23 protein-coding genes are annotated in these 25,863 nt (G+C 42.2%); 3 read left to right on the top strand and 20 right to left on the bottom strand.

From position 1 onward, the window contains the following. Window positions 1–30: 30 nt before the first annotated feature. On the bottom strand, window positions 31–1,197 hold the full coding sequence (locus ABJF57_RS17620; RefSeq protein ID WP_462232657.1) for a thioredoxin family protein: 1,167 nt from the start codon (window positions 1,195–1,197) through the stop codon (window positions 31–33). Window positions 1,198–1,422: 225 nt separating this feature from the next. Between ABJF57_RS17620 and ABJF57_RS17615 the strand changes: the two genes are divergently transcribed. Together ABJF57_RS17615 and ABJF57_RS17610 are read left to right on the top strand one after the other, a co-directional pair. Further along, entirely contained in the window at window positions 1,423–3,882 is a 2,460-nt protein-coding gene (locus ABJF57_RS17615) for an ABC transporter permease (protein WP_462232656.1), read from the top strand. Between the two features lie 110 nt (window positions 3,883–3,992). Then, complete coding sequence (locus ABJF57_RS17610) at window positions 3,993–4,727, top strand: lysophospholipid acyltransferase family protein (RefSeq protein ID WP_462232655.1); 735 nt, start codon at window positions 3,993–3,995, stop codon at window positions 4,725–4,727. 186 nt (window positions 4,728–4,913) lie between these two features. Here ABJF57_RS17610 and ABJF57_RS17605 read toward each other — a convergent pair whose 3' ends face one another. The 18 genes from ABJF57_RS17605 to mraZ form a co-directional block, all read right to left on the bottom strand. Further along, window positions 4,914–7,130 carry a DUF5916 domain-containing protein gene (locus ABJF57_RS17605; protein WP_462232654.1) on the bottom strand — a complete coding sequence of 739 codons (2,217 nt, stop codon included), beginning with the start codon at window positions 7,128–7,130 and terminating at the stop codon, window positions 4,914–4,916. A 140-nt stretch (window positions 7,131–7,270) separates the two neighbouring features. After that, a complete protein-coding gene (locus tag ABJF57_RS17600) occupies window positions 7,271–7,624 on the bottom strand; it encodes a hypothetical protein (protein WP_462232653.1) in 354 nt (117 codons plus the stop codon). A gap of 116 nt (window positions 7,625–7,740) precedes the next feature. After that, on the bottom strand, window positions 7,741–8,109 hold the full coding sequence (locus ABJF57_RS17595) for a hypothetical protein (protein WP_462232652.1): 369 nt from the start codon (window positions 8,107–8,109) through the stop codon (window positions 7,741–7,743). 349 nt (window positions 8,110–8,458) lie between these two features. Then, complete coding sequence (ftsZ, locus tag ABJF57_RS17590) at window positions 8,459–10,015, bottom strand: cell division protein FtsZ (protein ID WP_462232651.1); 1,557 nt, start codon at window positions 10,013–10,015, stop codon at window positions 8,459–8,461. A 73-nt stretch (window positions 10,016–10,088) separates the two neighbouring features. Then, window positions 10,089–10,418, bottom strand: a complete 330-nt coding sequence (locus ABJF57_RS17585; protein WP_462235970.1) for a four helix bundle protein — start codon at window positions 10,416–10,418, stop codon at window positions 10,089–10,091. Between the two features lie 70 nt (window positions 10,419–10,488). Next, complete coding sequence (gene ftsA, locus ABJF57_RS17580) at window positions 10,489–11,784, bottom strand: cell division protein FtsA (RefSeq protein ID WP_462232649.1); 1,296 nt, start codon at window positions 11,782–11,784, stop codon at window positions 10,489–10,491. 65 nt (window positions 11,785–11,849) lie between these two features. Then, the gene (locus tag ABJF57_RS17575; protein ID WP_462232648.1) at window positions 11,850–12,608 is read right to left on the bottom strand and encodes a cell division protein FtsQ/DivIB; all 759 of its coding nucleotides are present in this window, start codon (window positions 12,606–12,608) and stop codon (window positions 11,850–11,852) included. Then, the gene (gene murC / locus ABJF57_RS17570) at window positions 12,601–13,998 is read right to left on the bottom strand and encodes a UDP-N-acetylmuramate--L-alanine ligase (protein WP_462232647.1); all 1,398 of its coding nucleotides are present in this window, start codon (window positions 13,996–13,998) and stop codon (window positions 12,601–12,603) included. Before murC ends, ABJF57_RS17575 begins: the two co-directional genes overlap by 8 nt. Then, on the bottom strand, window positions 13,998–15,077 hold the full coding sequence (murG, locus tag ABJF57_RS17565; protein ID WP_462232646.1) for an undecaprenyldiphospho-muramoylpentapeptide beta-N-acetylglucosaminyltransferase: 1,080 nt from the start codon (window positions 15,075–15,077) through the stop codon (window positions 13,998–14,000). The genes murC and murG overlap by 1 nt, the downstream gene beginning before the upstream one ends. A gap of 26 nt (window positions 15,078–15,103) precedes the next feature. Next, complete coding sequence (locus ABJF57_RS17560) at window positions 15,104–16,255, bottom strand: FtsW/RodA/SpoVE family cell cycle protein (protein ID WP_462232645.1); 1,152 nt, start codon at window positions 16,253–16,255, stop codon at window positions 15,104–15,106. Then, window positions 16,252–17,631 carry a UDP-N-acetylmuramoyl-L-alanine--D-glutamate ligase gene (murD, locus tag ABJF57_RS17555; RefSeq protein WP_462232644.1) on the bottom strand — a complete coding sequence of 460 codons (1,380 nt, stop codon included), beginning with the start codon at window positions 17,629–17,631 and terminating at the stop codon, window positions 16,252–16,254. The genes ABJF57_RS17560 and murD overlap by 4 nt, the downstream gene beginning before the upstream one ends. Further along, window positions 17,631–17,999: a hypothetical protein gene (locus tag ABJF57_RS17550; RefSeq protein ID WP_462232643.1), complete on the bottom strand. Its 369-nt coding sequence runs from the start codon at window positions 17,997–17,999 to the stop codon at window positions 17,631–17,633. The genes murD and ABJF57_RS17550 overlap by 1 nt, the downstream gene beginning before the upstream one ends. Next, window positions 17,999–19,174 carry a phospho-N-acetylmuramoyl-pentapeptide-transferase gene (gene mraY, locus ABJF57_RS17545; protein WP_462232642.1) on the bottom strand — a complete coding sequence of 392 codons (1,176 nt, stop codon included), beginning with the start codon at window positions 19,172–19,174 and terminating at the stop codon, window positions 17,999–18,001. The genes ABJF57_RS17550 and mraY overlap by 1 nt, the downstream gene beginning before the upstream one ends. 110 nt (window positions 19,175–19,284) lie before the next feature. Further along, window positions 19,285–20,736: a UDP-N-acetylmuramoyl-L-alanyl-D-glutamate--2,6-diaminopimelate ligase gene (locus ABJF57_RS17540; protein WP_462232641.1), complete on the bottom strand. Its 1,452-nt coding sequence runs from the start codon at window positions 20,734–20,736 to the stop codon at window positions 19,285–19,287. Next, window positions 20,736–22,835 carry a penicillin-binding protein gene (locus ABJF57_RS17535; protein WP_462232640.1) on the bottom strand — a complete coding sequence of 700 codons (2,100 nt, stop codon included), beginning with the start codon at window positions 22,833–22,835 and terminating at the stop codon, window positions 20,736–20,738. Before ABJF57_RS17535 ends, ABJF57_RS17540 begins: the two co-directional genes overlap by 1 nt. Beyond that, window positions 22,832–23,194 (bottom strand): FtsL-like putative cell division protein, encoded by a 363-nt coding sequence (locus tag ABJF57_RS17530; RefSeq protein WP_462232639.1) that lies wholly within the window; start codon window positions 23,192–23,194, stop codon window positions 22,832–22,834. The genes ABJF57_RS17535 and ABJF57_RS17530 overlap by 4 nt, the downstream gene beginning before the upstream one ends. 55 nt (window positions 23,195–23,249) lie before the next feature. After that, window positions 23,250–24,164 (bottom strand): 16S rRNA (cytosine(1402)-N(4))-methyltransferase RsmH, encoded by a 915-nt coding sequence (rsmH, locus tag ABJF57_RS17525; protein WP_462232638.1) that lies wholly within the window; start codon window positions 24,162–24,164, stop codon window positions 23,250–23,252. Window positions 24,165–24,268: 104 nt separating this feature from the next. After that, complete coding sequence (mraZ, locus tag ABJF57_RS17520) at window positions 24,269–24,712, bottom strand: division/cell wall cluster transcriptional repressor MraZ (RefSeq protein WP_462232637.1); 444 nt, start codon at window positions 24,710–24,712, stop codon at window positions 24,269–24,271. Between the two features lie 505 nt (window positions 24,713–25,217). Here mraZ and ABJF57_RS17515 point away from each other — a divergent pair. Then, window positions 25,218–25,376, top strand: a complete 159-nt coding sequence (locus ABJF57_RS17515) for a hypothetical protein (protein WP_462232636.1) — start codon at window positions 25,218–25,220, stop codon at window positions 25,374–25,376. Between the two features lie 133 nt (window positions 25,377–25,509). On the opposite strand, the gene ABJF57_RS17510 is transcribed toward ABJF57_RS17515, so the two are convergent. Then, window positions 25,510–25,845: a hypothetical protein gene (locus ABJF57_RS17510; RefSeq protein ID WP_462232635.1), complete on the bottom strand. Its 336-nt coding sequence runs from the start codon at window positions 25,843–25,845 to the stop codon at window positions 25,510–25,512. Window positions 25,846–25,863 lie beyond the last annotated feature (18 nt).

Below are 25,863 nucleotides of genomic sequence, written 5' to 3'. Positions count from 1 at the left end.
TGCAGAATGTTGCATGCGGGTAAATTTTAACTAGCCGCCCTCAAACTTCTTCAGCTGATATTGGTAGTGCGAAATATCATCATACAGTTCTTTGGCAAGTTCTAACGCACGTTTCTCAAGCTCCACCGCCTTTTTTCTATTCCCCAGCTTGTACTGGATCGAAGCGTAGGTGTCAATGACAGAGGGCTCAGGCTGCTTGTCTACAGCTTGTTGTGCCCAGGAAGATGCAATTTCTAACTGATTCTTGTTGTCCACAAAAAGATAAAACTTCCAAGCCAGTTCGTTGAGTTGTTCAGGATCATCCACTTCTGTCATTCCTACAAGCTCAATGGCATAGCCAGCATAGTCACTCCAGTTTTCAGTAAATTCAGCATGATGCAAGTTCATCATCAATTTAAGCGTATCAGATCCTGAGAATGTAACATCCTCAATGGCATGAATTAAGGCTCTCATGCCGAAATCATGGAGCTCTTCTGCCTCAAATATTTCTTGATATTGTGCCAGGTAGGTATCATAGAGCTTGGCATCTACTTGTTCCTTCCCTATTTCTTTTTCATACAGATCTCTATTTTCCAGTAAGTATTGAAACTCACGTCCGTAGATATCCCACTGATATGCTGCAAATACTTCCCATGGTGTTTCTTCTGTTAGTCGACTTGGCTCAACTCCTCTTAAGTACTCGACAGCAAATCGTTCTGCATCCAGACAGGCGTATTCAAGTAATTCAAGGTAACTCAACATAAAGTTGGCTGATCGTTCTCCTCCTCCGTACCTACTTTCAAATGACGCGAGTGTGAGGTTTTGATCAGTGGTTTCCTTTCCAAGTTGTAAAAATTCATTGCCATCCATTGCTCCACAACCTCTGTGCGTAACGTCCCCATTGGAGTCAATAAAAAGATAGGAAGGAAACACTCCAATGGCGTATTGCTCTGCTAGCTCCACTCCTGGGTAACTCTCCATGTCCATCCGAACATTTATGAATGTTTCATTGAAAAAATTGGCGACCTCCAAGTCTGTAAATGTATATTCCTCCATCTCTGCGCAAGGTTCACACCAAGTAGCATATGCATCTAAAAAAATCAGCTTTCCTGTCATTCGGGATTTGGCCACAGCTTCATCCCATGTACCTTCTTCAAACTTGATTTGAGCATGCAGCACCATGGGTAATGCGCAGAAAATGAACATCAATTTCTTCATACCGGAAATTTCATCCTTTTAAGGTTATTTCAAAAGGCGATCCTTACAAATTCAAATGCAATGATTTTCTCTTCTTCGATTTAGGCTTGTTCGATATCCGGTTTATTTTGTTCAAAATCGCACATTTCGATAAAATCAGAAAATACATAAAATACTGATTATCAACCAAATACAATCCTTGGCACACAGATTGGCATTTAAAGGTTAACCAAAACCAAAATCGACATGTTAAAAAATTATTTGATTACGATTTTCCGTCAAATTCGGAGCAACAAAATCTTTTCATTTATCAACATACTCGGGCTTGCACTTGGGATGGCTGCTTGTCTAGTCATTACCCAGTATGTGAATTTTCACACCTCATTTGATTCTTTCCATGCCAATGCGGATCGTATTTATCGGCTAGAAGCAGAAGCCTTCAAAAATGGGGAGCAATTGGGTCAGTCATTTACTGCTCCGTCCATGTTGGGTGAAACCTTGCGTGATCAATCACCCCTGGTTAAGGAAGTAGCACGCTTTTTTGATTATACCTATGCAAACAATACCATCATTTATAAAGATTTAGATCGGCTTGTCAACTTTGAACAACCAGGTGTATTTGTTGCTGATGAAGGAGTCTTTGACCTGTTCAGTTTTGATTTCATTGCCGGGAGCGCCTCACGTTTCGATGAGCCTCAAACAGCCATCCTTACTTTGGAAGCTTCCAGAAAATATTTTGATGATCCTGAGGCTGCTATTGGGAAAACTTTTACGCTGAGTGGAAATACAGGGGCACATGAATATGAGCTTCTGGGAGTAATCGAAGATATTCCTGAATCATCGCATATTCAATTTGAACTGCTCATCTCCTACCCATCCATGGATAACTACACCAAAGCCAGAACCAGTTGGGTATCCAGTAGCCTCATCACGTATTTGCTTCTAGCAGAAAATGCAGATCCGGTGGCCATCATGGATGACGTTACCCGACTGCACAAAGAAAACTCTGAGGAGTCCTATGCTGCCAGTGGATATGCTGTCGATTATTATTTAAGGTCATTGACTGACATTCATTTGAATGCACAAAGCGCGTGGGTATATGGTGAAGGTGTCGATAGCAAAACTGTATTTGTTCTTAGTTTCATAGCTGTTATTATCCTGATCATTGCCTGGATCAACTATATGAACCTGTCTCTGGTAAGAACCATGGAGCGTTTGAAAGAGATGGGCATTCGTAAATGCATGGGCTCAAGCATGCGTCAAATTACGCAGCTTTTCATTCTGGAAGCTTTTGTCATGAACATCATTGCTTTTGGATTGGCCATATTATTGACTCAGACAGCAGAAAAGTATTTGATTGAAGTCACTGGCCTTCCTGTATCGGCGCTGCTGGACATGGAAGTTTTTGCACTTCTATCCGGCTTGATAGCGATCGGTACTTTACTTATTGGCTTCTACCCATACATTTTGTTGAAGACCATGAATATCGTGAATATTTTGGTAGGCAACCGTGGAAAAATAGGTGGCGTGAAGATGCGCAAAAGCATGGTTTTTGTGCAGTTTATGATCACCTTTATTCTAATAGCAGGCACTGTTACGGTGTACAACCAAATCAACTACATGCGTGAAGCAGATTTGGGAATTGATATTGAAAACGTTCTGGTAATCAAATCGCCACCAGGCAATGTCACATCAGAGCAGCGCGAGGATTTAGCGCGCTTCAGCACCTTTAAAACGGAATTATTAAACTATTCGGGAATAAAAGAAATCTCCAACGCTGGAGAAATCCCAGGTGAACCTGTAGGGTGGCAAGCCGGACTGTATTTAAAGAATCAATCCAAAGAAACAACTGTAGCTACAGGGTTAGTATCGATGGATTTAGATTTCCCTAAGTTTTTTGGAATTGATGTTGTAGCCGGAAGAGCATTGAGAAAAGGAGATGATCCATGGACCAAAGGAGATGTGGTGATTAATGTGAAACTTGCCGAAATGCTCGGTTTTTCTAATCCAGAAGATGCTTTGGGTGCTGAGATTGCAGGTTTTTACGGACCTCCGCTAAAAGTGCAAGGGGTTCTTGAAAATCATCACCATACTTCACTTCACAACGACTATACACCTATTGCCTACATCCTCAGCTCCTGGACAGAATACTATTTCATCAAGTTGAGACTCGATGAAAAATCAACTGATTCCAAGGGTGATCAATTGGCCAGCCTGGTGTCAAGTGTAAAATCTGAATGGAACAAAGTATACACTGATTATCAAATGGATTACTTCTTCTTGGACTCTGCCTTTGATCAGCAATACAAAGAGGACATTCGCTTTGGTAAGATATTTTCGGGATTTTCTGTACTGGCCATCCTCATCGCTTGTCTGGGCTTATTTGGGCTTACCTCCTTTAGCGTTCAGCAGCGTACCAAAGAAATTGGCATACGGAAAGTGCTGGGTGCAAGCGCTTCGAACTTGCTCATGCTACTTTCGAAAGAGTATCTGGCTTTGGTAAGCCTGGCCTGTCTGATTAGTGCACCTATCGCTTGGTTCATCATGTCGAGTTGGCTCAATGAATATACTTTCCGCATAGACCTTGGACTTTGGTTTGTTACCATTCCCATAGCCTTTGTTGTTGGATTGGCCTTGTTCAGCATTTCGACCAAAGTATTGCAAACAATAAAAACTAATCCGGTAGACTCGCTTCGATCGGAATAAAGAAACGCCCAATCACTGACTTACTCTACTAGGGCGAACCCCGCATATTGCGGGGTTTTTCTTTTTATCAGTAACCATTAACTATTTTCGAACCTTGAATTAGGAATATCATGTCGAAGAAAAATGTGTTTGGCCAATCCGTATGGATCAAGAAAAAAATATTCCAGACTGTGGGAAGATTGGTGCGCTGGCATTTGCTAAAGCCCAACCGAGTCATTATTTCCGGAAGTCAGGTGCTCACCGAAGTGCCTGAAGAAAACGTGCTTTTCATTGCCAATCACCAAACCATCTTTACAGATGTCATTGCAATGTTTCATGCCATGTTCGCGGCGTTAAATGGACAAATTGATTCCGTAGAAGACAGCAGTTATTTAAAAAACCCCAAAGTCAATGTGTACTATGTAGCTGCACGCGAAACGATGGAAAAGGGATTCCTACCAAAAATTCTCGCAATCGGTGGAGCAGTGTCTGTGGATCGTTCGTGGCGAAAAGGAGATGAGATGATCAAGCGAGAGGTGAAACCTGACGATACTAAATCCATCGGGATGGCCATCAAAGATGGATGGGTGGTTACATTCCCGCAAGGAACAACCAGAGCCGGTGCTCCTATTCGTAAAGGGACAGCTCACATTATCAAGCAACATAAACCTATTGTTATTCCGATTCGTGTAGATGGCTTTCGTAAGGCCTTTGACAAGACAGGCTTGAAGAGGCTCCAAAAAGGTTCTGAGTTGTCGCTGAAATTCGGCCAGCCACTTGATATTGATTACGAAAATGACTCTGTCGAGATCTTGATAAAGAAAATGGGTGTGGCGATTGGGGAGGATCACCCGAAGGAGTCATAAACGACCAAATAAAGTGTTGTCTGGATGAATATAACGCTGGAAGAGCAAGAAGGTAGAACCATCTTGACTACCGAACTTAGAAATAAACGAACTGAATGGGTACGCATTTCTTCCTGACGAAGTTTGCCACTTGCATTCTCGAAGATGCCGGATCAGGTTAGGCATGAACACAATATTTTACGTACCCTACAAATTCAACCAATAGGTAATCTTGAACGTCAATGCTCTTGTACGCGGCTGACCGATGCTGAACCCTCCTTCGTGTGTGGCGAAGTAGTTGTCGGTGTACACCAGGAAGATGTCAGAAACGGGCTTAAACCTCCATTGGAAGCGGGTATTGATGTTTAAGTTCTCAATCTGACTGTTGTATTGCACAAAGGTGGTCCAGAAGATATTTCGAGAGAAGGTGAAATCAAACCGTGGGCCTATCAGGTACAAGGAAGTCGTGGTGTAGGGTTCAGGAAGGATGATTCGATTGTATGCAAAATCGATGGATGTAAATCCTAATGGCTGATATCGAAAGCCAATGGATCCTTGTAGGTTAATTCGATCTCCATTGAAGTATTGACCTGATCTGGTGCTCAGGTTGTAGAAGAATTTTTTACGCTGATCAGATTGGTATGAGGCGATGAATTGAAAATTGGTATACTCAGAATCCGCTGGTAGCTCTACACTGTCTGAGCCGCTTGGGTCAAATGAGTTGAACAGATAGGTGTATTGGCGTCTTAGACGCATTCTGAAGTTTGCTGTATTTCTGAAATCAATGTTGTAGAGAAGGTTGTAATCCCAATCCAGGAAACCATATGAATCGTTTCCTACCATGTCAAAATCAAAGCCCGGCCCATGTCTCTGCACTTTTCCTTTTGAAGGGAACCATCGGTACTGGACGGTTGTAGCTAATTGTCTAATGTCATTCCTTCTCACGAAACCAACCTCTGGGTTGTATCCCTCACCCACCATCTGAGAGAAGACATCCACCGACCATCGTTGAATGTTGTAGTTCAAGGTGACTCCCGCGGAGAATGGCTGTTCTCCTTGCACTACATCAAAAGATCGGTGGTAGAAAAATCTACCATTCCAAACATTATTCGCACTGGCTAGTACATATTCCATCCCTAAAGTCCGGTTGTATTCACTCAAAGTGCTACTGGCATACGATTCTTTCGATTCGAAAGTCTGTTTGTTAACTAAAAACATATTGACACTTGATCGGCTAAACAGCTTCTGTTGCAAACTGACCATGGAATAATTGTAGGATGGCAATCCAATTGATTTGTCTTGAGCAGCCTGCATTGAAAGTACACCAATGCGTAAATCGTTGTTTATTTTCCCACTCAATCGTGCGCCGACTGGGATTTTATTTTGAATATTTTGTCCAGTGACTGTATCAATAGCGATACCAATTCTTCGAGAGAAGAAAGGGCGGGTTCGGCCATTTCCAAAACCAGAAAACAAATCGGCGTTTTCTAGAAAGAACTGTCGACGCTCAGGAAAGAAGATCTCAAACCGATCTAAATTGGTCACCTGCTGATCAACCTCCACTTGAGAGAAATCAGGATTGACCGTGACATCCAGGTTCAGTCCTGAAGTGACCGCATATTTTAAGTCAAATCCAAAGGATGCATCCAGGTCATTGGATGTCCCCTCTTCAAAATCTCGTTCGGTGTTTGTTGCTACATACGGGATAACAGAGACGTTCGTACCTGTTTTCATCGTTGGCTTGTCCCAAAGCATCTCTCTGTTATTGGCCAGGTTAAAAATCGGAAAATTCAGCCTCACAGGCGCCCATGCACTACGCTCTGCATACTCACTATCCACTCGGTAGAAGTTTACTAACCATGAGTCCTCGTCTTCTGCAAACCGGAGTGTCTTGAACGGAATCGACATCTCCACCACCCAGTACCCCTCATACTGTTTGGCTTCTGCATACCATTTGTTGTCCCAATCAAGGCTGAAGCTTCCACCGCCCGATCCTCCATTCGTAATCAGCGCTTCTCTCATCACGCCAAAAGGATTTACTCCAAAAAGTACTCCATTCGTTCTATCAGAAAATGTATCAAAAATGACAGAAAAACTATCATTCGCCGCACCTCTAAAATCTCTCCTCAGCGAAGGTGTTACGTATCCTCTTGGTTCTGGCTTATTGTGCATAATTCCCAACACATAGATGTTTTCGTCATCGTACACTATTTTGGCTACTGTCTGTGCGGCAGCAGGAAGGGAATCAGTAGGGAAGTTTTGGGTGAAGTGAAAAGCCGAATCTGCCTCTATCCATGCCGGTTCATTCGCGACTCCATCAATTTTGATTGCCTCCGATATGCGACGTATTTCTATGCTTTGACCGAAAATGTGTGTGACCACTCCACAGAAAAGCAAAATGGTTAGTTGTAGTTGTATCCTCATCACTTCTTAAGAACTGCAAAAGTAGCTTTTAGAGAAGTGCGTTTTTGACCGTTCATAGAATATTGAGGATCGTTCAATCACTGTTACCATCATCTAACTACTCCTTTGTAATAAGAGTCCTTTGGTGACTAGGGATATAACTATTCGTAAGTGAAAGTTACATCAGAAGTATTTCTTCCAAAATTAACCACCAACGGCAATCCATCTTCATTATATGTATAGTCGAAAGTTCGCTCAAGCTCGGCAGAATTTGGATATGCTATTGATTTGACATTATTTGTATTGACGAATTCCAACACTTCGCTTAGTGGAGAATAGCCGCGAGCCAAAAGGAGTGTAAACACAAAATTTCCTTGGAGAGGGTTCACACTTTTGTCGTATGTATATACCTCTAAATCAAGTCCATCCTTCATCGTAGAAATATTTTCTCCATTATATGTAAAATTTTGTATATCGGGTTGATTATTTGCGTTTTCTAGATCCTGTATAGCCAAGGTTTTGGTCTCCCCTATTCCTGATTGTTTGCTTAATGAGCTTAACAATCCGTCTGTGTAAGAATATGTATCTCTAAATACGCGGTGTGTACCTATCTGATCCGAATAAACTTCCTCTAAAAAATAAGTGCTCCCTGCTCATCGTATTCGAAGGTCGTTGATATTAGATTAATTAATAAATAATTTGATGAGAGTGTATAATTCACTATATGATCTCCCTCGTAAGTAATTCTAAATTCAATAACTGATTTTTCATCATCAGTAATAATTCCATCTTCATTACTATCAGATTCAATAATGTCAATAATTCTGATGGGTCGATTTTCATCATTATACTCCAAATCAATATAATCCCTTTTCAGAATTTCAGACTCAAGCGCTAATTCTACACGGGTAAGTAGTACACCTCCGGGTAATCGATCTTCAATAGAAATACTGACCGTATCGTCCTCTGCACAACTTAAAATGAAGAAAATAAAAAACAAACAAGATGTTTTTAGTTTTTTAACCATATCAATTTTTCAAAATTATATTTTGAAATCAAACTTAAGAAGACCGTTGCAAATTAGTACAGCACGCACATTTTAGTTATGCTAAGACTCACATAATAATTCAAGCAAAATCTCATTTTCATCCGAAAATTGCTAGTGTAGCAAAAATTAGGTGTATAAAATAATCAAGCCCCGACCTTGGCCGGGGCTGATTCTTGGCAGAATACCGGATCACGTCCGGCTTGATCCCGTATCAAGTACGGGACAGGTATGACTAACACCTACGTTAACCATTTCTTAGATCCCTCGCAAAGGCTCGGGATGGATTAAAATCCTTCAGATTTTAATCCACATTATCATGCAAGAATTTATTGTTTCCTAAAATTTGATTTTCCTCGTTCAAGTTGAACTTTGAAATATTACGTTCTGCTGAGTGAGGGACATTTTGAAGTTTTACCTGCTTACGCTCATACGCCGGAACATCCAATCGTTCTTTAAACTCTTCGGTAGCCATCTCGAACTTCTTACTGGTAAATATCTCCTCCCGCTCCGCTCGTTCCTGCGCTAAACGCACCTGCTTAGAGCTTGGAGTTGATGCAAAAGCATCCTCAATATCTACCTCATCCTCATGTAGATTTTCCTCTTCATTGTCAAAGGCACTTGTGAAATCGAACTCAAAGGAAGATTGCTCAGTGGGTTGGATGTGACGTTGCTCCTCTTCTTCTACTTCTCGTTTTATCTCGTCTTTCAGCGAGCTGAATTCATAGTTCCAATCCTCTACTCCTTCCGTATCCTTTTCTTTTTCGATTTCAAACATGAAGTCAGAGGTGTTTCCTGATTTCTTGCTTTCATCGATTTCACGTTGCGAGTTAAGGTCAAACCTGCGAGCTTCTTCATCTTTAGAAATGTACTCACCTTCCTCATCCACCTTACCAAAGCCTGTAGCGATGACTGTTACGCGAATGTTTTCACCTAAGCTGCTATCCACGCCGTGACCAAAGATCACCTCAGCTTCATCACCTGCATACTCTTGAATGTAATCCGTGATGTCTGTGAGCTCGTCCATTTGAAGCTCTGCTTCTTCACCAGAGATGATTGAAAGAAGAATTTTCTCTGCTCCATAGATGTCTTGCTGGTTCAGCAATGGAGAGTTGAGTGCTTCTTCTGCTGCTCTTCTTGCTCTGTTATCACCTATTGTCTTAGATGATCCCATTACAGCTGGTCCAGCATTTTTCATCACTGTTTTCACATCTTCAAAATCAACATTTACATACCCTGGAACGGTGATGATCTCCGCTATTCCTTTTGCAGCAGTGGTCAATACGTTGTCCGCTTCTGCAAATGCTTCACTGATTGAAAGGTTGCCGTAAATCTCTCGCAGCTTATCATTCATGATTACGAGCACGGTATCGCAGTACTTCTTCAGCTCCTTGATTCCCTCCTCAGCCGCTTTCATTTTCTTTTTTCCTTCAAAAGCAAATGGCGCAGTGACGATTCCCACGGTCAGGATATCCAGCTCACTTGCCACCTGTGCGATGACCGGGGCGGCTCCTGTACCGGTGCCACCACCCATTCCTGCGGTGATGAAGATCATTTTTGTGTCTTGTGAGAGTAGATCCCGAATTTCTTCTTTGCTTTCGATAGCTGCATTTCTGCCTCTCTCGGGATTCGCTCCAGCTCCCAAACCACTGGTCAGATTGTTGCCAATCTGCAGTCTGTTTGGTACTGCACTACTTTCGAGTGCCTGATGGTCGGTGTTACAAACCACAAATTCTACATCCTTGATCCCAAGGCTGTACATGTGATTAACTGCATTGCTGCCGCCACCACCTACGCCTACCACCTTGATGATGGACTTGTGATGTGACGGTAAGTCGAATTGATACATATTTTCTGCCATAGTTATAAAGTTTGGAGTTGTTAGTTGTTAGTTTCTAGCTGTCTCGCAGCTCAAAACCAGTGACTCTCAACTACTATTTAAGTTTTTTCATAAATGCCATTAGCATCTTTTGTTCTTCTACAATTAGATCAGATAGTTTCATTGACACCTCTTGATCTACGAAGGCAAGCATTTTGATTCCTGAAACAAATGTTTCAAGTTCGAAGCTTGATCCTAAGGCTATCTGAAGAAATCGATTGAAATTCTTTTGGCTATCCCGACTCGCTCCTTCTGCCACATTAGCAGGAATTGAAGCTGCAGCTCTATTCATTTGAGATATAATCCCAAACTTCTCTTCCGTGGGCAATTGTTGTGTAACCAAATATGTCTCTTTCCAAATCTCCATTCCTTTCTGCCAAATCATTAACTGTTTAAAATTCTTCATCTCGCAACTAGTAACTCATCGATAGCAACTAGTAACTAAAGACTCGTTACTAATTAATTTTATCATCAAAATCATCGATTAAAAGGCCTTTGGTTTTTTCCAAAATGTTGGAAAAAAACTTGTTGCCTTGCTTTAATTTCTTTTTGCCTTCCCCTTTAAAAGCAGGTGATTCGGAGTACCGAGCCTGTCGGATATCCAAAGCCTTGAATCCAGAGAGCACCAAACCGACTGTAGTCGCAAACATTGGACTCTTCGCTGCATCTACCTTGCTTCTACCCAGATGTTCATTCGGATAGCCAATACGTGTATCCAGCCCAGTCATGTACTCGAAGAGTTGGCTCAGGTTGGTTAGTTGTGAACCACCACCTGTTACCACAATACCAGCTGCAAGCTTCTTGTTGTAGCCGGAGCTTATAATCTCAGTATGCACAAGCTCAATGATCTCTTCCATTCTAGCTTCAATAATATGAGCCAAATTCTTGATTGAGATCTCTTTCGGAGGCCTGTTTCGCAAGCCTGGTATGGATACTATTTCATTTGGACTTGCTTCCTCAGAAATGGCCTTACCAAACTTGGTTTTTAGTAGTTCGGCCTGATGTTCCATTACCATGCACCCTTGCTTGATGTCAGAGGTGATAATGTTACCCCCGAAAGGGATAACTGCCGTATGGCGTATGATGTTATCGTAGAAGACAGCTACATCTGTAGTGCCACCTCCAATGTCAACCAGACAAACGCCGGCTTCCTTTTCCTCATCGCTTAAAACAGAAAGGCTGGACGCGAGTGGTTCCAAAATGAGATTCTCAATCTGGAGCCCAGCCTTTTTCACACACTTGTTTATGTTGTTGATCGCATTGGTCTGTGCTGTGATGATGTGGAAGTCGGCTTCCAACTTCACCCCAGTCATTCCTACAGGATCCATGATTCCATCTTCGTAATCCACGATGTAGTCTTGTGGCATCACATGAATGATCTCGCTGCCTGGAGGAGTGACTATGCGGTGCATGTCGCTATTGAGTCGAGCCAAATCTTCTATTGTGATCTCACCTTCCGCGTCTTCGCGCGTAATTCCACCATGATGCACGGCACTTTTAATGTGCTGTCCTGCGATACCTACATTGACAACTCCAATATCAATCCCTGACTGCTCACTTGCTTCTGCAATGGCCTTCTCGATTGCGCGTACGGTCTTGTCAATGTTTGTTACGATTCCTCGGATCACACCATCAGACACAGCCTTGCCCATGCCCAAGATTTCGAGCTTTCCGTATTCATTTTTCTTTCCGACAATGGCACAGATCTTTGTGGTGCCTATGTCTAATCCAACGATGATTTTATCTTCCATTTCTTTAGTAATTAGTTATTAGTAACTAGTCATTAGCTTTATTATGATATTTCCAACTATGCTGGTCATTCGCAAATAATTTGATTTTCAAACTTCAGATTTACTCTGTCGTAAGTGTTCCAGCCCTTTTTGGGTAAAATCTCTTTATAGAAAGTCATCAATTTTGAAAACTTTCTATCAAAATCCACAGGCATTCCAAATTCGATTGTTTGCTTTGTTACCTGCGGATACAATTCAATCTCTCCGTCCTTTTTAATGAGGATGTGTGCTATCTGAGCTTTCCAAAACTCATTTTTCTCTATGTACATCAATAGCTCAAATACTTGAGTGCCGTACGTGCTCTCGTTCAGGTTATTTTCCCATCCAAACTCAAAGTCCGTTTCCATGAGGGGGACTCTTGCTGTATGCTTGGCATTGATGGGTAAGACTCTACCGTCAGAATCAATGTATCTGTCATTCTTACCATTGATGAACAGTCGAGCGATTGGTTTGCTCTGCTCCACTCTCACTTGAAGGTTTCCTTTCAAGTCTCTGTATACCTGAGCATCTTTCACAAATGGATTTGACTCCACTCGCTCCTCCAGTACTTTCGGCTCAATATCTCCCATCTCTACTCCTATCACATAGTCCGCGCTTTTGTCCGTCATCAAATCGACGATCTCTAGCTGATCCGTGAAGAAGATTCCGTCCTGTTCCAGGATTTCCACATTTACTTCATCGATTTTACGGCTGTTGTTTTTGATCCCTGCAAACGTGATGAGCGAAAGCAACAATAATCCACTAAACGAATAGATCAGTATGTTTTTCTTTTCTTCCTTACTCATCTTCTTCTTCCGTTTTAGGTTCGAACTTATTCTTCAGATACTGCGCAACTTTAGGAACCTCACGATCAATATCCCCTGCTCCAATGGTCAAGACGATATCCAGGTTGTGCTTGTCCAATTCATCTAAGAGGTTTTCTTTCGAAACCATGACTTTCTTTTCATTGTCCATCAACTCAAAAATGGTTTTTGAGCTAATCCCATCGATTGGTTCTTCTCTTGCTGGATAGATGTCTAGTAAGATCACTTCATCTGATTTATCCAACGCTTCTGCAAAAGCCGCTTTGAAGTCTCTTGTTCTGGAATAGAGGTGTGGTTGAAAAATTGCAGTAATCTTTCGTTTTCCAGCCAATGATCTAACGGACTTTAAGAACGCATTTATCTCTTCCGGGTGATGCGCATAGTCATCTATCAATGTTATATGTGGGCTTCTATACACATATTCAAACCTTCGTTTTACACCTGCATAGGTTTTCATTCGCTTACGAATTTCTTTGCCGTCCATCCCCAAATCCAAAGCCACGGTGATGGCAGCCAGCGCATTCTCCACATTGTGATACCCTGGCAATTCCACATAGACATCCGATATTTTCTCCATTCCGTATCGGTAGGTGAAAACAAAAGCCCCATTTACGATTCGAAGTGCGTCTGCTACAGCATCTCCATTCCGGATAGCGTAAGAGGTGTACTTATTTCCAGGATTGATTTTGAACCCAGCCTCAGAATACATCAATACCTTCCCATCCTTAGGTGTTTTCTTTACAAACTCTTCGTATGTATCCAGCATTGCCGTTTCATCGCCGTAGATATCTAAATGATCTGGATCAAGTGATGTAATGATTGTGTAATTGGGATTCAATTGCATGAACGAGCGATCGTATTCATCCGCTTCTACTACTACAGGAGCATTGGAATCTCCTATCATCAGGTTAGTACCCGTGTTGGTCATAATGCCTCCCACAAATGCCGAGCACCCTTTTCTTGAGACACTTAATAGATGAGCAATCATGGAAGTGGTCGTTGTCTTGCCGTGAGTACCGGCTACTGCGATTGTGAAGTGATTGTCTGTGATCATACCGAGCACTTCGGAACGTTTCTTCACATGAAATCCATTATCCTGAAAGTAATTCAACTCCATATGGTCAGCTGGAACGGCTGGCGTATAAACCACTAACGTGCCTTCTTTCTCTAGAAATGCCTCCGGAATCAGGTCCAATTGATCCTCATAGTGTACATCCATTCCTTCCTCAACCAATTGCTTCGTAAGGTCAGACTCGGTCTTATCATAGCCTGCTACGAGCGTTTTCTTGGCATGGAACCAACGGGCCAATGCGCTCATTCCGATACCACCGATACCGATAAAATAGACGCTATTTACTTCTTTTAACTCCATTAGGCAATGAGTTTAATTACTTCATTTGCAATGTCAACGGCTGCATTTTCATGCGCCATATCATGTATATTTTTGGCTAAAGTTTCTTGTCTTTTCTTATCATTTACTAGTTCAATTGCTTCACCAATCAGCTGATCCATTGCTTCATTGTCTTTCACCATCTCAGCTGCTTCATTATCCACAAGTGCTTTTGCATTCAGCGTTTGGTGATCTTCTGCTACATTCGGAGAAGGCACCAAAATGGACGGCTTGCCTGTAAGCATCAATTCTGCAATGGAAAGAGCTCCTGCTCTTGAGATGACCACATTGGCACATGCATAGGCAAAGTCCATCTGGAAGATGAAATCTTTCAAAATGACCTTTCCACCTTGACCCTCCGCGCGCTCCACCATTTCCTCATGATAAAATCCCCCGCATTGCCAGATTAATTGTACTCCTTCATTTTTCAACTTTTCCAATCCTGCAACTACACTTTCGTTCAGTGTTCGTGCGCCCAGGCTTCCTCCAATGACCAAAAGTGTCGGTTTGGTACTGTCTAGCTCAAAGTATTTGTATGCTTCATCCTTTCGGTTGGGATTCAGCATTATGGTTTTTCTAACAGGGTTGCCGGTGACCACAAGTTTATCAGCAGGAAAATATTTCTCCATGCCACCATGAGCCACACAAATGGTATGTACTTTTTTTGCTAACCATTTATTCGTCAATCCTGCGTAAGAGTTTTGTTCCTGAATAAGTGTTGGCACTCCATTTTTTGTTGCCGCATACAGCAATGGGCCACTTGCATATCCACCTACACCTACGACCACATCCGGCTTGAATTTTTTCAGTAGTCCGTATGACTTGATGATGCTTGATACCAGCTTGAAAGGAAACATCAGATTACCAGCTGTAATCTTCCGCTGAATACCGCTGATCCAGAGGCCTTCTATCTCAAAGCCTGCAGCCGGCACCTTGTCCATCTCCATCTTCCCTTTAGCTCCTACAAATAGAATCTCTACATGCTGAAGTGTGTCCTTCAGTGCCTGAGCTATTGAGATGGCAGGATATATGTGCCCTCCGGTACCTCCACCGCTAATCATGATACGATATGTTCGTTCCTTTTCGATTATGCTGCTTCTTTATATTGATTGCCAATAATATTTCCAAACTGATCAATCTCTCCTCGACTTACACTAAGGATAATTCCTAATGCAAGACCTGCAAAAAGCTGAGAGGTACCTCCCATGCTTATGAAAGGAAGTGTTAAACCTGTAACTGGACCCAATCCTACTGCTACGCCCATGTTTACCAATGCCTGGATCACAAGTGCAAAACTGAGTCCGGCAGACAATAATCCGCCATAGGCCCGATCGTTGTCTTCCGCTGCTTTCATTCCTCTATACAGTAGGGCGAGGTACAAAAACAATATCGTGATTCCTCCAATGAGGCCGTACTCCTCCAAAATGATCGCATAAATAAAATCTGAATATGGATGGGGTAAGAAATTTCGTTGATCGCTTTGGCCAGGGCCTTTTCCTATCACTCCCCCGGAAGCTATTGCGATGTACGCTTGCTTTGCCTGATAGGGCGTGTCATTATTGATGAAATCTTCTACCCTGGAAATGGCTGTACCTCCTCTTTGTCCCACCATGAAGGCCACGGATCCGAATGAGGCGCAAATCACCACTAGCATCGCCAGATATTTGATTGGCACACGTCCGATGAAAAGAACGAGCATACAGGTTAGGAATAGCAGAATCGCAGAAGAGAAATTCGTTAATGCGATCAACCCGCAGATGAGGCCTATCCAGAAAAGCATTGGCACAATGGCTTTTTGAAAATCTTCAATCGAATTTTGGCGCTTCGCTAGCATACTCGCCAAGGTCACCAACAAAGCAAGCTTCGCTAAATCTGATGGCTGAAATGCCTGGTTAATCACCGGTATGGTCAACCATCTGGATGCTTCATTGATGTTTGTTCCAAAAGCCCACGTGAATAACAATAATGGCACACATAGCCATAGAACTAGTTTTGATATTCTGGAATAGTAACGAAAATCAATGCGACTCGCCAGCCAAACGGCCAGTAAGCTGACAATGACCAACGCTGAATGCTTTATCAGGTAATACTCCGTGTTACCATCTCTGAGCTTGTAAGCCAAGCTGCCGGTAGCACTGTACACCACTAATATGCTAAACAAGGAAAGGATAAGTACGATGAACCAAATCATCGGGTCTCCTTTCAGATTTCGATATGCCCAATTTTTTACTTCGTTCATGCCTCGTTCATTTTTAGTGTCTTGTTCAACTTGTTGACTGCTCGTTTGAACTTATCGCCTCTATCTTCATAGTTGCTGAATAAATCAAAGCTTGCACAAGCCGGTGATAGTAAGACCACATCTCCCTCTTCAGCCCATTGGCACGCTTGCTCTACGGCCTGTTTCGCACTATCTACCTCAGTGACTTGGTCAATCTGCGATCCGAAGAAGCTAGTCAACGGCTGATTATCTTTTCCTAAGCAGATAAGCGCTTTCACTTTTTTCTTTACTAGCTGCTCAAGCTGAGAGTAGTCGTTGCCTTTATCTATGCCTCCGGCGATCCAAATGATATTGCCCTTTACTCCATCAAGGGCGTAGTAGACAGAATCTACATTGGTAGCCTTAGAATCATTGATGTATGCAACACCATTGATTTCCTTCACGAATTCCAACCGGTGAGGAGCATTTTTAAAATTCTTTAACCCTTTGAGTACTTTTTCTATGGGTACTTCCATGCATAGTGCACTTAGCACAGCAGCCATGCTATTGACCATGTTGTGCTTACCTATGAGCGAAATTTCAGACAATGGGATCTGATAGTGCCTCTCGTCTTTCTTAAACTGATAGTTGAAAATCAGATGTTCATCTTTGAGGTACGCGCTGAGCTTGTCGTTATTGGAAGCGGTCATTGCAAACTTGCTCGCTTCAACTTTTCGACGGCTTACTTCCTCAGAAACAGGCTCAGAATCAGCACAATAAAGAAATGCTTGTTCATTGGTTAGATTTTCGACGATTCGGAACTTAGATGTTACGTACTTATTGAAGTTATTATCGTACCTGTCCAGGTGATCAGGTGTGATGTTTAACAGCACCGCTACATCCGGTCGAAAATTAACAATTCCATCTAACTGAAAGCTACTTACCTCGACCACATAATAGTGAAAGCCACCTTCAGCCACCAATGCAGCCAAGCTTCTTCCAATATTTCCTCCCAGTGCTACTTTATAGCCAGCAGTTTTCAATAAATGATACGTCAATAAAGACGTGGTTGTCTTACCATTTGTGCCAGTAATGGCAATCACTTTTGCTTTGTCTATGAACCGATAAGCGAACTCAATTTCTGAAATGACAGGAATGTTTTTTGCAACTAGTTTTTGAATCAAAGGTGCTGAATCAGGGATTCCAGGACTTTTTACCACCAAAGAAGCATTCATGATAAGCTCCTCTGAGTGACCACCTTCTTCAAAATCGATCCTTTGGCTTTTCAACACTCTTCTTCGCTCAGAAGCCAGGTTTGCGCCATCAGACAGGAATACTTCATAGCCCTTCTGCTGAGCAAGTATGGCCGCACCTACGCCGCTCTCACCACCGCCTAATATGACTATGCGTTCATTCATTATTCTTCTTCTTTTACTTTTTTGTCAATGATGTAATCAAAGCATTTCGAGTACAATGCTATCAGGTTGTACCCCTGCTTTAGAAAATCGTTAATCAAGCTGATTTGCTGCTTTTTATTAGCAATCTCAAGCTGATCAAGGATGAACAATACTTCGTCTGTTTCGTCCTCCAACAAGCTCATAATCTGACCAAATGCTGCTTCTGAAGATGCTGCAAGTAGCTTTGAAAATTGATCGTCAATTTTTCGAGCACATCTAATCACCATGGAGGTGGCCTGTACCAATGAGCCGGAAGGTATTAGCTCAGAAAGCTGTACTGCGCTTTTCTGAAACTTTTCGTTTAGTTCATGAATTTCTGTAACTGTCATTACCTGATTTTTAAAGTTGCAAGTGTGAAAATGGCCAAGAGAATACCCGTGATCCAGAATCGACCTACGATTTTGGCTTCATGTATTCCCTTCTTTTGATAGTGATGGTGGAGTGGAGACATCAAAAAGACTCTTCTTCCTTCACCGTATTTCTTTTTGGTATACTTAAAATAAGCGACCTGAATGATTACCGAAAGGTTCTCAATTACGAGAATCCCGCAGAGCACCGGAATCAACAATTCTTTTCTAATGACAAAAGCAAGCACGGCTATAATCCCTCCCAACGACAGGCTTCCGGTGTCTCCCATAAACACTTGTGCTGGATAGGCATTGTACCAGAGAAAACCAATGCATGCACCCACAAAAGCCGTACAAAAAATCACGAGTTCTCCTGTGTTAGGAATGAACATGATATTCAGATAGTCGGCAAAAATCGCATTACCAGAAACGTATGCGAGTACGGCAAGTGTCAATCCAATGATTGCGCATGTGCCGGCAGCCAGGCCATCAAGACCATCCGTAATGTTGGCTCCATTGGATACGGCTGTCACGATGAAGATCACAACGACTACATAGAGTATCCATGAATAATCTGCTAGAAATTCTGGCAGCAACCAATCGTATTGAAATTCATTGTTGGCTACAAAGGGAATCGTGGTAAGCAATGAATTTTCGTCTTTGAATGCTTCTCCTGAGAAGTCTCTCACTACAATGTCCTCATGAAAAACCATCACAAGGCCAACCAATAACCCTAGCCCTATTTGACCAATGATTTTGAACTTACCTCGCAAGCCTTCTTTGTTTTGTTTTTTTACTTTCAGATAGTCATCCAGGAAACCAATGGCACCCATCCATACTGCGGAAATGATTAAAAGCAGGATGTAGATATTGCTTAAATCTGCAAATAAAAGTGTAGGAACAACGATTCCTGAGAGGATAATGATACCTCCCATGGTAGGTGTGCCTTTCTTTTCCATTTGGCCTTCAAGTCCTAAATCTCTGATCGATTCTCCCAACTGGTATCGTCTTAGCATATTGATGAGTTGCTTTCCGAATGTGATGGTAATCAACAAGGAAAACAGTGCTGCCATACCTGCTCGGAATGAGATATACTGGAACAGTCCCGCTCCCGGGAAGTCTATTTGATCCAAATATTCAAATATGTAGTTCAGCATTCCTTATTAAATTGTTTAAGGTCAAACATCCCCCAGCTAACACACAACCTAACACGCCCCCCTTGTAAGGGGGATATACTTCTAGAGATATTTTCTAAAAACTTTTTCATTTAATTCAATAACTCGCCCAGAACCTCACGATCATCAAAATGATGACGCTCTCCATTTATTTCCTGATAATCTTCGTGACCTTTTCCAGCCACCAGGATGATATCTTTATCATTCACCAAGTTGCAAGCTGTACGGATGGCTTCTTTGCGATCCTCAATCACCATCACATTTCGCTCTTTTGACTTGGGGATCCCTGCCTTCATTTCCTCTAAAATCTGCTTGGGGTCTTCGGTTCTTGGATTGTCAGATGTTAGGATGATTTTATCGCTAAGACGTGAAGCGATATCAGCCATCTTCGGGCGTTTCGCTTTGTCACGATCACCGCCACACCCGATCACAGTTACCAGTGTTTCGTTTTTGGTTCGTAAGTCGTCTATTGTCTTCAGCACATTTTCCAAAGCATCCGGCGTATGGGCATAGTCAACAATGGCCATCACATCTGACTTATTTTCTACTTTCTCAAATCGACCGCTTGCTCCAGAAGTAGTAGAGAGGGCACTCAACGTGTCTTCTTTTTCCTCACCTAAGAGCATGGCAACCGCATATGCTGTAAGTAGGTTATAGGCATTGAACTTGCCAATGAGCTTAAACCACACATCTACTCCGTCAAAGTTGAGTTCCAGTCCCTGGAGTGTATTGTGAATGATGCGTACTTTATAGTCTGCCATGGAGCGAATGCCCATTCGATGCTTAGCAGCTTTGGTGTTTTGGAGCATAACCGCTCCTCGCTTGTCATCTACATTGACAAGCGCAAAGGATTCTGAGGTAAGTCCGTCAAACAAACGTTTCTTCGCTGCGATGTATTCATCAAAGGTTTTGTGATAATCCAGGTGATCGTGCGAAATGTTAGTGAAAACACCTCCGGCAAAATGAATGCCTGCAACTCGCTGCTGCACCAGGGCGTGTGAGCTTACTTCCATAAAACAGTGCGTACATCCACTTTTAACCATTTCAACTAAAAGCTCATTGAGTTGCACTGCATCCGGAGTAGTAAAGCTGGCAGATAGGACCTTATGGTTAATCTTATTTTCTACGGTAGAAAGTAAGCCCACTGAGTAACCCAGGTTTTGGAAAAGCTCGAACAGCAACGTAGCACAAGTGGTCTTCCCATTTGTGCCCGTAATACCTACTAGCTTAATTTTTTCTGACGGTCTTCCATAGAAATTAGAAGCTACGATTCCAAGTGCTTCCGCTGAATCATCTGTTTGAACGACTGTAATATCTTTTCCGAGATCTTCTCGTATTTGCTCACACACAATCACCTTAGCTCCGCTTTCGATAGCGCTTTCGATGTAATCGTGACCATCTACTGTCAAACCTTTTACGGCAACAAAAAGCGAACCTTTCTGAACTTTGCGAGAATCAAATGCTATCCCTTCAATTTTCTCATCTCTGTTTCCAGTGATGGATTTGAGTGATACTCCAAACAATATGTCTTTCAGCGTCTGCATTAGCTCATCTGAAGTTTAATGGTGGCACCTTTGGTAATCTTGCCTCCTGGCGTCATGGATTGCGTGGAAACACGTCCTCGACCGTTGACTTTTACTTCCAGTCCCAGGTTTTCCAATACATATATTGCATCACGCAATGTCATGCCTCTCACATCTGGTACTACCTCATATTTGATGTCATTGCCCTTCCAATACACTGCATCGTTGATCACAGAAGTTTTCACCCATTCAGCCTCTGATTTGGCATGATTGGAAATGCCCAATTCATTGCAAATCATTGTCAATTCATCACGTTTTCCTGATTTTATGTAAGGGAAAATTCCCGTCACGAAGGTTCTTTCCTGCGTACCTATTTCATGCATATCCAGTTCCAGTGAGTAGATTTTATCCGCGATTTCTTTGAAGACCGGAGCAGATACATCGCTACCATAAATCTGGAAACCTTTTGGGTTGTCGATCACCACAATACAGCTATATCTTGGTGCTTCCGCTGGAAAGTAACCTGCAAACGAGGTGTAGTATTCTTTCACATAGCGGCCATTTTTTACTTTTTTAGCAGTACCTGTTTTACCTGCAATTTTATAGTGGCTGTGATTAATATTTTTTGCAGTGCCACGTTCCACCACGCCTTCCATCATCAATTTTAATTGCGCCAGTGTTTCTTTTGAAGCAATGCGTTCGTTGATAATTTCTGTATCAAATTCTTCGACCATCCGATCCGCTTTCATTACACCTTTCACAATCATAGGCTTCACCATCTTGCCATTGTTGGCTACTGCATTGTAAAGTGTCAACATCTGCAGGGGTGTCATTTTTAGCTCATAGCCGTGTGACATCCATGGCAGACTCACTCCACTCCATGTGCTGTCTGATGGGTCTTTGATGTAAGGCTTACCCTCACCAACCATCTGAAAATCAAGTGGTTGATGAAGATTCATCCGTTTCAAATAATTAACAAATTTCTCTGGTTCATTTCCAAAGTAGTGCGATACCAGCTTAGCTACTCCTATGTTTGAAGACTTCTCAAACACCTCCTGAATCGTCAATTTTCCAAAGCCACCTGGCTTATGGTCGCGCATGGTTTTATCAAAAAACTCAAGTTTACCATCACCGGTATCCAAGGAATCGGCAAGCTTAATGTCCGTTTCTTCTAACAAGGCAATCATGCTGGCCAGCTTGAAGGTGGAACCTGGCTCGCGAGACCCCTGACTACCAACCGCATAATTGTATCTTTCGTAGTAATCGCCTTCGCTATTGCGACTCAGGTTCGATATCGCTTTGATTTCTCCTGTACTTACCTCCATGACAATTGCTACGCCGTAATCTGCTTCGTGCTTTTGTAGCTCGTTGAGCAACGCAGACTCTGTCACATCCTGAAGGTCTACATTGATTGTTGTCTGAATATCCAAGCCATCGACTGGACGTCTCTCCGTACCATCATAGATTGGCTTCCAGCCTCCCCCAGCCATTTTTTGATACAGTCCTTTCCCATTTACACCAGCAAGCTGCCTATTGAAACTGTACTCTAGTCCCACCACTCCTCTATCATTGGCATTTACACTACCAATGGTTCGTATGCCTAAATGCGAAAATGGTAGAAAGCGCTTTTCTACTTTTTCGAATAAAACTCCTCCTTTGAGACGTCCTTCTCTGAATAAAGGCCATTCTTCCATCAGCTTCTTATCCTGATAGCCTATTTCTTTTCTATTCAGCGTGAGGTATCGTCTACCTTTTTTACGCGCATCATCAATTTTGCGTTTGTATTGGGTGGGCGTTAAATCTTTATAGTAGCGTGCGAGTAAATAGCTGAGTGAATCAATGTTGTTTTTGTAAAGACCATTGGATGGTAGGTATGGGTCAAGTGCCAATCGGTAGAATGGTAGTGAGGTAGCTAGTAAGCTGCCATCGTCCGCATAGATATTGCCCCGCGTGGCTTTCACATTCATCGCCTGAATGCCCAGGGTCTCCCCCATGCTTCTCCACTCATCTCCTTCTATGTATTGGATCTTAGCGATGCGAAACACAACCAATCCTGCCACCAAAAAGGTGAGGATAAAAGCGATGCGAACGCGTAGTACTATGTCTTTTTTTATGCTCACTCTTGTACTTCCCTTATCAATACTGGTGACTCTTTGCTCTCTTTTAAACCGAGCTCCTTGGCTCGTTTTGCCACCTCTGATTGCTTGCTTTCATACATGAAATCCGCTTTCAGAGTCGTATAATCTGCTCTCAGGTCTTCAACTTCTGTTTCCAGGTTGTTGATATCCCGAACTTTCTTTTCCGCGTAGTGGCGGTTTCCGATATATAGCAGACACAAGAATGCCAGAAATAGAATTTGGGGAAGAAAACGCACGTGTATCACCTCGCTCATGGAGCTGTCCATGCGTAGAAAGCGATTAATGAGACGGAATAAGCCTCCTCGCTCTTCTCTTTGGGGTAATTTGTAGGTGTTTTTCATCTTAGTTACAAGTTCAAGCTGCAAGTTCCAAGTCAAGCTTGTGGCTTAAGGCTTATTACTTGCTTCTTTTTCTGCCAATACGCAGCTTAGCGCTTCTCGCTCTGCTGTTTTCTTTTATTTCTGCCGCTTCGGGAACGATGGGCTTACGGTTCACCGGGTCCAACACCCTGATTGGATTCCCATAAAAGTCTTTTTCATCGACCCCTTTAATGTTTCCTTTATTGATGAAATTTTTAACCGGTCTGTCTTCCAGTGAGTGATAACTCATCACCACCAGCCTGCCTTCTGCCTTTAGCACTTCGCCAGCCTGTATTAAAAATTCCTTGAGTGCTTCCAACTCCTCATTTACCTCAATTCGAATGGCCTGAAAGACCTGTGCGAGGTATTTGAGATCCCGACCTTTAGGCGCATTCTTCATGGCTATTGCCTTCAGTTGCTCGTTGGTCTCGATGGGTTGGTTCATTCGGAAGTTCACAATCTCTCTTGCGAGGGTTCGTGCATTTCTGATTTCGCCGTATGCACTCATAATATGTATCAGATCCTTTTCATCGTACTCGTTTACTACATCCCTGGCGCTTTTAGTTGCGGCTTGATCCATGCGCATATCCAACACACCTTCTGCCCTAATGGTGAATCCACGCGCTGGCTCATCGAACTGATGGGAGCTTACTCCCAAATCCGCCAGTATGCCATCTACTTCCGTGATGCCATGTAGTTTGAGGTACTTTTTCAGAAATCTGAAATTCGACTCAATAAATGTAAAAGAACGTTTGCCCGACAATTCGAGCGTTCGTGCATTTTTCTCAGCATCTGCATCCTGATCAAAAGCAATGAGGTGTCCGGTTGTTAATCTTTCGAGTATTGCTTTGCTATGACCGCCACCTCCGAAGGTCACATCTACATATACTCCATCTGGTTTTATATCCAATCCGCCAAGGCATTCTTGCAACATGACAGGATTATGATACATAGCTGCAAGTTTTTAGTTGCAAGCTGCAAGACTCGATGATCCAACTCAACAAATTACCAAGCTTCAAAAATTGAAGCTTACAACTTGCTTCTTGTGACCCTACATTATTCATCTAAGAACTTTTGTGCTAACTCTGAGTATTCGTCTGCATCTTCGATGAGGTGCTTATTGAACACTTCCGGATTCCACATTTCTATATAGTTGCCCATGCCGATGAGAATTGCTTCTTTGTCTATCTGCGCATGAGCAAGCATCGTCTTGGGTACCAGTATCCTACTTGCACTATCCAACTCCACCTGGGCGATACTCCTGAAAAAATTCCTTTTCAGCTTTCGCTGCTCAGGATTGAATTCACTAAGTGATGAGATCTTGTGGTGTATTTTTTTATACTCCACCATTGGGTAGAGGATTAGGTTCGGCTCGAATCCCTTCCGAATTACTAGTTCTGCAGTGGAGACCTCCGGAAGGTTGACCTTGATCTTTGCAGGCAAGACCAACCTTCCTTTAGTATCCAACTTACACTCATACTCGCTTGTAAAAAACGTCATACTGAGCCTTGAAAAATATAAACCACCGAGACAAATGTAAACAACTTTTCCTATTTTCCTCCACTTTCTCCCACTTTCATACACAGAACGTAAAAAAAGTTCATTATTGCACCTAAATCATTGATTTTATAGCATAGGGGAATGAATTGAAAGTCAGTGAGATATGGATTTATCTACTGATCAGGCTGTTTTCGAAGAAAATTTAAGGGAAAAGTGTGGGAAATAGATTTTGGTGGGAGATCGTGGGGTTTTTGGTGGTAAGTGTAGTGTAGAGCACTGTGCAGCACCAATTAAATTGTAGTGTATCACCAGTTAAAATGTAGTGTTTCTTAAAAAAGCCGACTTCAAGGCTTAAATGATAACATATCATGCACAAATGAAAATGTTCACTTTACTAGGAGAAAATATTCACACTTAATTCTCAATAGATTCCGTACACAGGAGAGTCCACTAAAAAATGGTTAAAATTCTAAAGGCCTAAGTTGATTTGCTAACTTCACAATAAATGAAAATTGAATTCTTTTCCACTATAGAAGATCTAAAAGCTGATAGAGTACCCAGAAAGTACTCTAAGAAGGAACTCATTGCTCAAAAAAATGCAGCTAGAGCTATTAATAAAATCCGAGTTGATAATCTGAATCAAGACAATCGTCAAAATGTCTAGACATCTCGGTTAACAAAAGAAAAGTTATTGAACTCAATAAGAGTATTGTTTCAACTTTTGTGTACCATATCATTGAATGTTGAATAACTCAGTTAGAATGTTGACCAAGAAATCACTATTCTCGGACTACCATTTAATTCAACCCTCTGAATCTACTACCAAATATTCGATTCCATTTAGGTCTAGCTTTTACCTGGCTAATTGCACTAACAGCTTCTGACATTAAAGCAACCATCTCTTTAAGTTCGTTATAAAAAGCTGATCTATCTGCTTTGTTAAGCTTACTTAGTACATTATCACCTGGAGCTACTGGCATTTTGGCCTGCCATTGGTTTTTGAAGTTTTCATTCAAATAATTTAGAATACTGGAGCAAGTATTAAAAAGAGCAATATCATCTCTTGATGAAGGCTTATAATATTCTATTGCCCATAATGAAAGTGCTAAACCACTCGGAAATTTAATCCCCATTTTTGATTTGGTATGATC

Origin of the sequence: Ekhidna sp. (assembly GCF_039940915.1) — a bacterium.
Lineage (GTDB): Bacteria > Bacteroidota > Bacteroidia > Cytophagales > Cyclobacteriaceae > Ekhidna.
The sequence above is the reverse complement of the archived record's forward strand: the minus strand, read 5'-3'. Positions and strand labels throughout refer to the sequence as shown.

Coding starts and splice junctions, on each gene's coding strand:
- ABJF57_RS17620 (WP_462232657.1), bottom strand. CDS start 1,197: ATGAAGAAATTGATGTTCATTTTCTGCGCATTACCCATGGTGCTGCAT.
- ABJF57_RS17615 (WP_462232656.1), top strand. CDS start 1,423: ATGTTAAAAAATTATTTGATTACGATTTTCCGTCAAATTCGGAGCAAC.
- ABJF57_RS17610 (WP_462232655.1), top strand. CDS start 3,993: ATGTCGAAGAAAAATGTGTTTGGCCAATCCGTATGGATCAAGAAAAAA.
- ABJF57_RS17605 (WP_462232654.1), bottom strand. CDS start 7,130: ATGAGGATACAACTACAACTAACCATTTTGCTTTTCTGTGGAGTGGTC.
- ftsZ (WP_462232651.1), bottom strand. CDS start 10,015: ATGGCAGAAAATATGTATCAATTCGACTTACCGTCACATCACAAGTCC.
- ABJF57_RS17585 (WP_462235970.1), bottom strand. CDS start 10,418: ATGATTTGGCAGAAAGGAATGGAGATTTGGAAAGAGACATATTTGGTT.
- ftsA (WP_462232649.1), bottom strand. CDS start 11,784: ATGGAAGATAAAATCATCGTTGGATTAGACATAGGCACCACAAAGATC.
- ABJF57_RS17575 (WP_462232648.1), bottom strand. CDS start 12,608: ATGAGTAAGGAAGAAAAGAAAAACATACTGATCTATTCGTTTAGTGGA.
- murC (WP_462232647.1), bottom strand. CDS start 13,998: ATGGAGTTAAAAGAAGTAAATAGCGTCTATTTTATCGGTATCGGTGGT.
- murG (WP_462232646.1), bottom strand. CDS start 15,077: ATGATTAGCGGTGGAGGTACCGGAGGGCACATATATCCTGCCATCTCA.
- ABJF57_RS17560 (WP_462232645.1), bottom strand. CDS start 16,255: ATGAACGAAGTAAAAAATTGGGCATATCGAAATCTGAAAGGAGACCCG.
- murD (WP_462232644.1), bottom strand. CDS start 17,631: ATGAATGAACGCATAGTCATATTAGGCGGTGGTGAGAGCGGCGTAGGT.
- ABJF57_RS17550 (WP_462232643.1), bottom strand. CDS start 17,999: ATGACAGTTACAGAAATTCATGAACTAAACGAAAAGTTTCAGAAAAGC.
- mraY (WP_462232642.1), bottom strand. CDS start 19,174: ATGCTGAACTACATATTTGAATATTTGGATCAAATAGACTTCCCGGGA.
- ABJF57_RS17540 (WP_462232641.1), bottom strand. CDS start 20,736: ATGCAGACGCTGAAAGACATATTGTTTGGAGTATCACTCAAATCCATC.
- ABJF57_RS17530 (WP_462232639.1), bottom strand. CDS start 23,194: ATGAAAAACACCTACAAATTACCCCAAAGAGAAGAGCGAGGAGGCTTA.
- rsmH (WP_462232638.1), bottom strand. CDS start 24,164: ATGTATCATAATCCTGTCATGTTGCAAGAATGCCTTGGCGGATTGGAT.
- mraZ (WP_462232637.1), bottom strand. CDS start 24,712: ATGACGTTTTTTACAAGCGAGTATGAGTGTAAGTTGGATACTAAAGGA.
- ABJF57_RS17515 (WP_462232636.1), top strand. CDS start 25,218: ATGAAAATTGAATTCTTTTCCACTATAGAAGATCTAAAAGCTGATAGA.
- ABJF57_RS17510 (WP_462232635.1), bottom strand. CDS start 25,845: ATGGGGATTAAATTTCCGAGTGGTTTAGCACTTTCATTATGGGCAATA.